We start from the raw sequence: 3,877 nt of genomic DNA on the forward strand, positions 1-3,877 counted from the left end.
CCTCGCATCAGCGCGGGTTGGGGGAGGGGGGCGCGCGATCCGGAGAGGTCGCTCCCCTCTCCCAACCCTCGCTGATGCGAGGCCCACCCTCCCCCGCTTAAGGGGGGAGGGAAGAGGTACGGCGCATATGAAAAAGGCCCCGATCCAAGGATCGGGGCCTTCTTTTTCGTCCGAAGGCCCGAAACCCCTCAGGTGTTCATCGAGTCGAAGAAGTCGCCGTTGCTCTTGGTCTGGCGCAGCTTGTCCATCAGGAACTCGATCGCGTCGGTGACGCCCATCGGGTTGAGGATGCGGCGCAGCACGTAGGTCTTCTTGAGCGCGTCCGGGGGAACCAGCAGCTCCTCCTTGCGGGTGCCCGAGCGGGTGATGTCGATCGCCGGGAAGATGCGCTTGTCCGAGACCTTGCGGTCCAGGATGATCTCGGAGTTGCCGGTGCCCTTGAACTCCTCGAAGATCACCTCGTCCATGCGCGAGCCGGTATCGATCAGCGCGGTGGCGATGATCGAGAGCGAGCCGCCCTCCTCGATGTTGCGGGCCGCGCCGAAGAAGCGCTTCGGGCGCTGCAGCGCGTTGGCGTCGACGCCGCCGGTGAGCACCTTGCCCGACGACGGCACCACGGTGTTGTAGGCGCGCCCGAGGCGGGTGATCGAATCCAGCAGGATGACCACGTCGCGGCCGTGCTCGACCAGGCGCTTGGCCTTCTCGATCACCATCTCGGCGACCTGCACGTGGCGGGTGGCCGGCTCGTCGAAGGTCGAGGCGATGACCTCGCCCTTCACCGAGCGGATCATGTCGGTGACCTCCTCCGGCCGCTCGTCGATGAGCAGCACGATGAGGTAGCATTCCGGGTGGTTGATGGTGATCGACTGCGCGATGTTCTGCATCAGCACGGTCTTGCCGGTGCGCGGCGGCGCGACGATCAGCGCGCGCTGGCCCTTGCCGATGGGGGCGACGATGTCGATGATGCGGGGCGAAAAGTCCTTCTTCGGCGGCGCGTCGAGCTCCAGCTTGAAGCGCTGGGTCGGGAACAGCGGCGTCAGGTTGTCGAAGTGAACCTTGTGCTTGATCTTCTCCGGGTTCTCGAAGTTGATCGTGTTGACCTTGAGCAGCGCGAAGTAGCGCTCGCCGTCCTTGGGGCCGCGGATCGGGCCTTCCACCGTGTCGCCGGTGCGCAGGCCGAAGCGGCGGATCTGGGTCGGCGAGATGTAGATGTCGTCCGGGCCCGGCAGGTAGTTCGATTCCGACGAGCGCAGGAAGCCGAACCCGTCCTGCAGCACTTCGCAGGTGCCGGCGCCGATGATCTCGACCTCCTTGGCCGCGAGCTGCTTCAGGATCGCGAACATCAGCTCGGCCTTGCGCATGGTCGAGGCGTTCTCGACCTCGACCTCCTCGGCGAAGGCGATCAGGTCGGTCGGCGTCTTGGACTTGAGGTCCTGGAGCTTGACCTCGCGCATGGCGTCGAGGTCGGAGGCCGCGAGCGCGCCCTCCGTCGACGGGGTCGGGTCGGGCAAGTTCGAGTCGGGCAAGTTCGAGCCTGGGATGTCCGCGAGGGCGGAGACGTCGGACTGTTCGTTCATGGGATGTCTTGAACCGACGAAAGCGAAGGTTGAGGCAGGGAGCCTGGCAATCGGGAGAGGGCGCCGGATGTCTGGCCGCAAACGGTTGCGGCGGACCCGTGCATCGTCTGGGCGGAGCCCCGGGGGCTCACGGATGCGGCGGCGGCGCTTTTTTTAGGAGGGCAGACCACGCATATCGCGTTTTCGATGCCGGCTCAAGGGGGTGGGTTTCCGAGGCCTCGCTCCGACCGGGGGCTCGCGCGGAGCGGGCGGATCGGAGCGATGGGCGTCGCGGTCGCGGCACCCGCCGTCGTCATCCCGGGGCGCCGCGGACCTGCCCGGCATCCAGAACCGCAAGTCGCGCTGAACTTTGTGCCGTCGGCGGCTCCGGATCCCGGGCTCTGCTGCGCAGCCCCGGGATGGCAGGGTCGGTCTCGAACCGAGAGGTGAGAAAGCCGTCTCGAAGCGGATGGCCGGATCGGCCAATCCCCGCAGGACCGGATCGCTCGACGCACGACGCGCCCCCCCCGTGCGGGAGAGGGGGCGCGTCGCCCGCTGCGATGCGGGGACGGGGTCGTTCGGTGCGCGCCTACGCCGCCTTGCGGCCGCCCTTCTTGCCGGCGGGCTCCTCGGTCGGCTCGGTGCCGTCGAGGTTGAGCTTCTCGGCGATCTCCGAGAGCAGCGCGTCGGTCTTCTTCTCCTCCTGCAGGGTCTCGTCGAGGAGCTTGGCCGCGTCGGCGTAGCCGAGCTGGGCGGCCCAGGTCTTCAGGGTGCCGTAGCGGGCGATCTCGTAGTGCTCGACCGCCTGGGCGCAGGCCGCCAGCACCGCGTCGGCGGCGGGGCTGTCGCCGAAATCCTCCAGGTCCTCCTCCATCTCGGAGGTGATGCCCTGCATCGCCTCGCAGGTCTTGGCGCGGGCCGGCTTGCCGATGATCTCGAACACCTGGCCGAGCCGCTCGACCTGGTTGGCGCTTTCCTCGGCATGGGTCTCGAAGGCCTGGCGGAGCTCGGCATGCTCGGCGGCCTTGGCCGACTTCTTGAGCGCCTTCACCGACTGCTTCTCGGCGTAGTAGACGTCCTTCAACGTCTCGTAGAACGCATCGTGCAGCGTCTTCGGCTTGGTGGCCATGGCGGATGTCCTTCGGGTGCGTCGCGGGCGGCCCGCGACGGCAGGCGGCCCCTGGGCTGCCAACCCGCCGCCCCCGCATCGGCTCCCGACGAAATATCGCCCCCTGTGGAGGAACCGAACGCCGTCGGGCGGCGGCGGACGTCGGCCGAGGACGGCGCGTGCCGTTCAGCCGACAGCCCGCTGCAGCGCGTGCGAGGGAGGGGGCACGGCATGACCGAGCTCGCGAGCCATGGCGATCCACGCGTCGATCGCGTCGCGGACGTTCACGAGCGCTTCCTCGGGCGTCTCGCCGTCCGACATGCAGCCGGGGAGATCGGGCACGGTCGCAGCGAAGCCGCCGCCGTCGTCCTGGGTCAGTGGAGAGATCACCACGGGGTAGGTGAGTTCGCTCATGGCGCGGCTCCGACCTTGTCGATGAACCGAACACGTTCGCGGACATACCACCCCTTGATCGGCCGAGCGGCGGGGATCGTCAACTTTTCGAATTGCGACCGGTGGCCGACCCGATAGTGCGAACCGCCGCCCCGTGGTGGATGGCAAGCTACGTCGAACTCGGCGCAGAGCGCAGCGATGTCCGACACGGTCCACCCAGCCGCGGGATTGGCCCGCATCGCTTCCAGGCGTTTCGACATGCAGCACCGCCTCCTGATTCGAAGGCAATCATTAACGGTGATGCGTTAATTCTTATTGATCCGGCATTTTATCGCGAATGGGTTAGGACCAGGTTAATCGCTGGAGCCACGTCAGCGATGTCCCGCCTGGTCGGATATCCGCGCGACGATCCGCGCCACCTCCGCCTCGGCGGCGGCGAAGCCGAGGCTCGTGTCGATCACGTAGTCGGCCCGCGCCCGCTTCTCGGCGTCCGGCATCTGCTTGGCGCGGATCGCCTCGAAGGCGGCCTCGGTCATGCCGGGGCGGGCGAGCACCCGGGCGCGCTGCACCGCGGGCGGCGCGGTGACCACGAGGACGGCGTCGCAGCGGGTCTCGCCGCCGGTCTCGTAGAGCAGGGGCACGTCGAGCAGCACCAGCGGCGCGGCCGCGTGGCGCTCGAGGAAGGCGTGGCCGGCGGCGCGGACCAGCGGATGGACCAGCCCTTCCAGCGTCGCGAGCCTGTCCGGCCGCCCGAGCACCGCGTCGCGCAGGCGGGTGCGGTCGACGCCGCCGTCGGGCGCGAGCGTGCCGGGGAAGGCGG

5 protein-coding genes are annotated in these 3,877 nt (G+C 68.5%); all 5 read right to left on the reverse strand.

The features are described from left to right. Positions 1-188: 188 nt before the first annotated feature. Positions 189-1,454, reverse strand: a complete 1,266-nt coding sequence (gene rho, locus FV230_RS25545) for a transcription termination factor Rho (RefSeq protein WP_147728289.1) — start codon at positions 1,452-1,454, stop codon at positions 189-191. Positions 1,455-2,145: 691 nt separating this feature from the next. After that, positions 2,146-2,685, reverse strand: coding sequence for a ferritin-like domain-containing protein (locus FV230_RS25550; RefSeq protein ID WP_147728285.1), 540 nt, complete (start codon positions 2,683-2,685; stop codon positions 2,146-2,148). A gap of 165 nt (positions 2,686-2,850) precedes the next feature. Then, entirely contained in the window at positions 2,851-3,078 is a 228-nt protein-coding gene (locus FV230_RS25555; RefSeq protein ID WP_147728284.1) for a type II toxin-antitoxin system HicB family antitoxin, read from the reverse strand. Beyond that, on the reverse strand, positions 3,075-3,317 hold the full coding sequence (locus FV230_RS25560; protein ID WP_147844387.1) for a type II toxin-antitoxin system HicA family toxin: 243 nt from the start codon (positions 3,315-3,317) through the stop codon (positions 3,075-3,077). Before FV230_RS25560 ends, FV230_RS25555 begins: the two co-directional genes overlap by 4 nt. Before the next feature lie 111 nt (positions 3,318-3,428). After that, a partial coding sequence (coaE, locus tag FV230_RS25565) for a dephospho-CoA kinase (protein ID WP_147844388.1) occupies positions 3,429-3,877 on the reverse strand: 449 nt, incomplete at its 5' end.

This window comes from Methylobacterium sp. WL6 (assembly GCF_008040095.1).
Taxonomy (GTDB): Bacteria; Pseudomonadota; Alphaproteobacteria; order Rhizobiales; family Beijerinckiaceae; genus Methylobacterium.

Excerpts from the sequence above, each read along its gene's own strand:
- rho (WP_147728289.1), bottom strand. The coding sequence starts at position 1,454 with ATGCGCGAGGTCAAGCTCCAGGACCTCAAGTCCAAGACGCCGACCGAC.
- FV230_RS25550 (WP_147728285.1), bottom strand. The coding sequence starts at position 2,685 with ATGGCCACCAAGCCGAAGACGCTGCACGATGCGTTCTACGAGACGTTG.
- FV230_RS25555 (WP_147728284.1), bottom strand. The coding sequence starts at position 3,078 with ATGAGCGAACTCACCTACCCCGTGGTGATCTCTCCACTGACCCAGGAC.
- FV230_RS25560 (WP_147844387.1), bottom strand. The coding sequence starts at position 3,317 with ATGTCGAAACGCCTGGAAGCGATGCGGGCCAATCCCGCGGCTGGGTGG.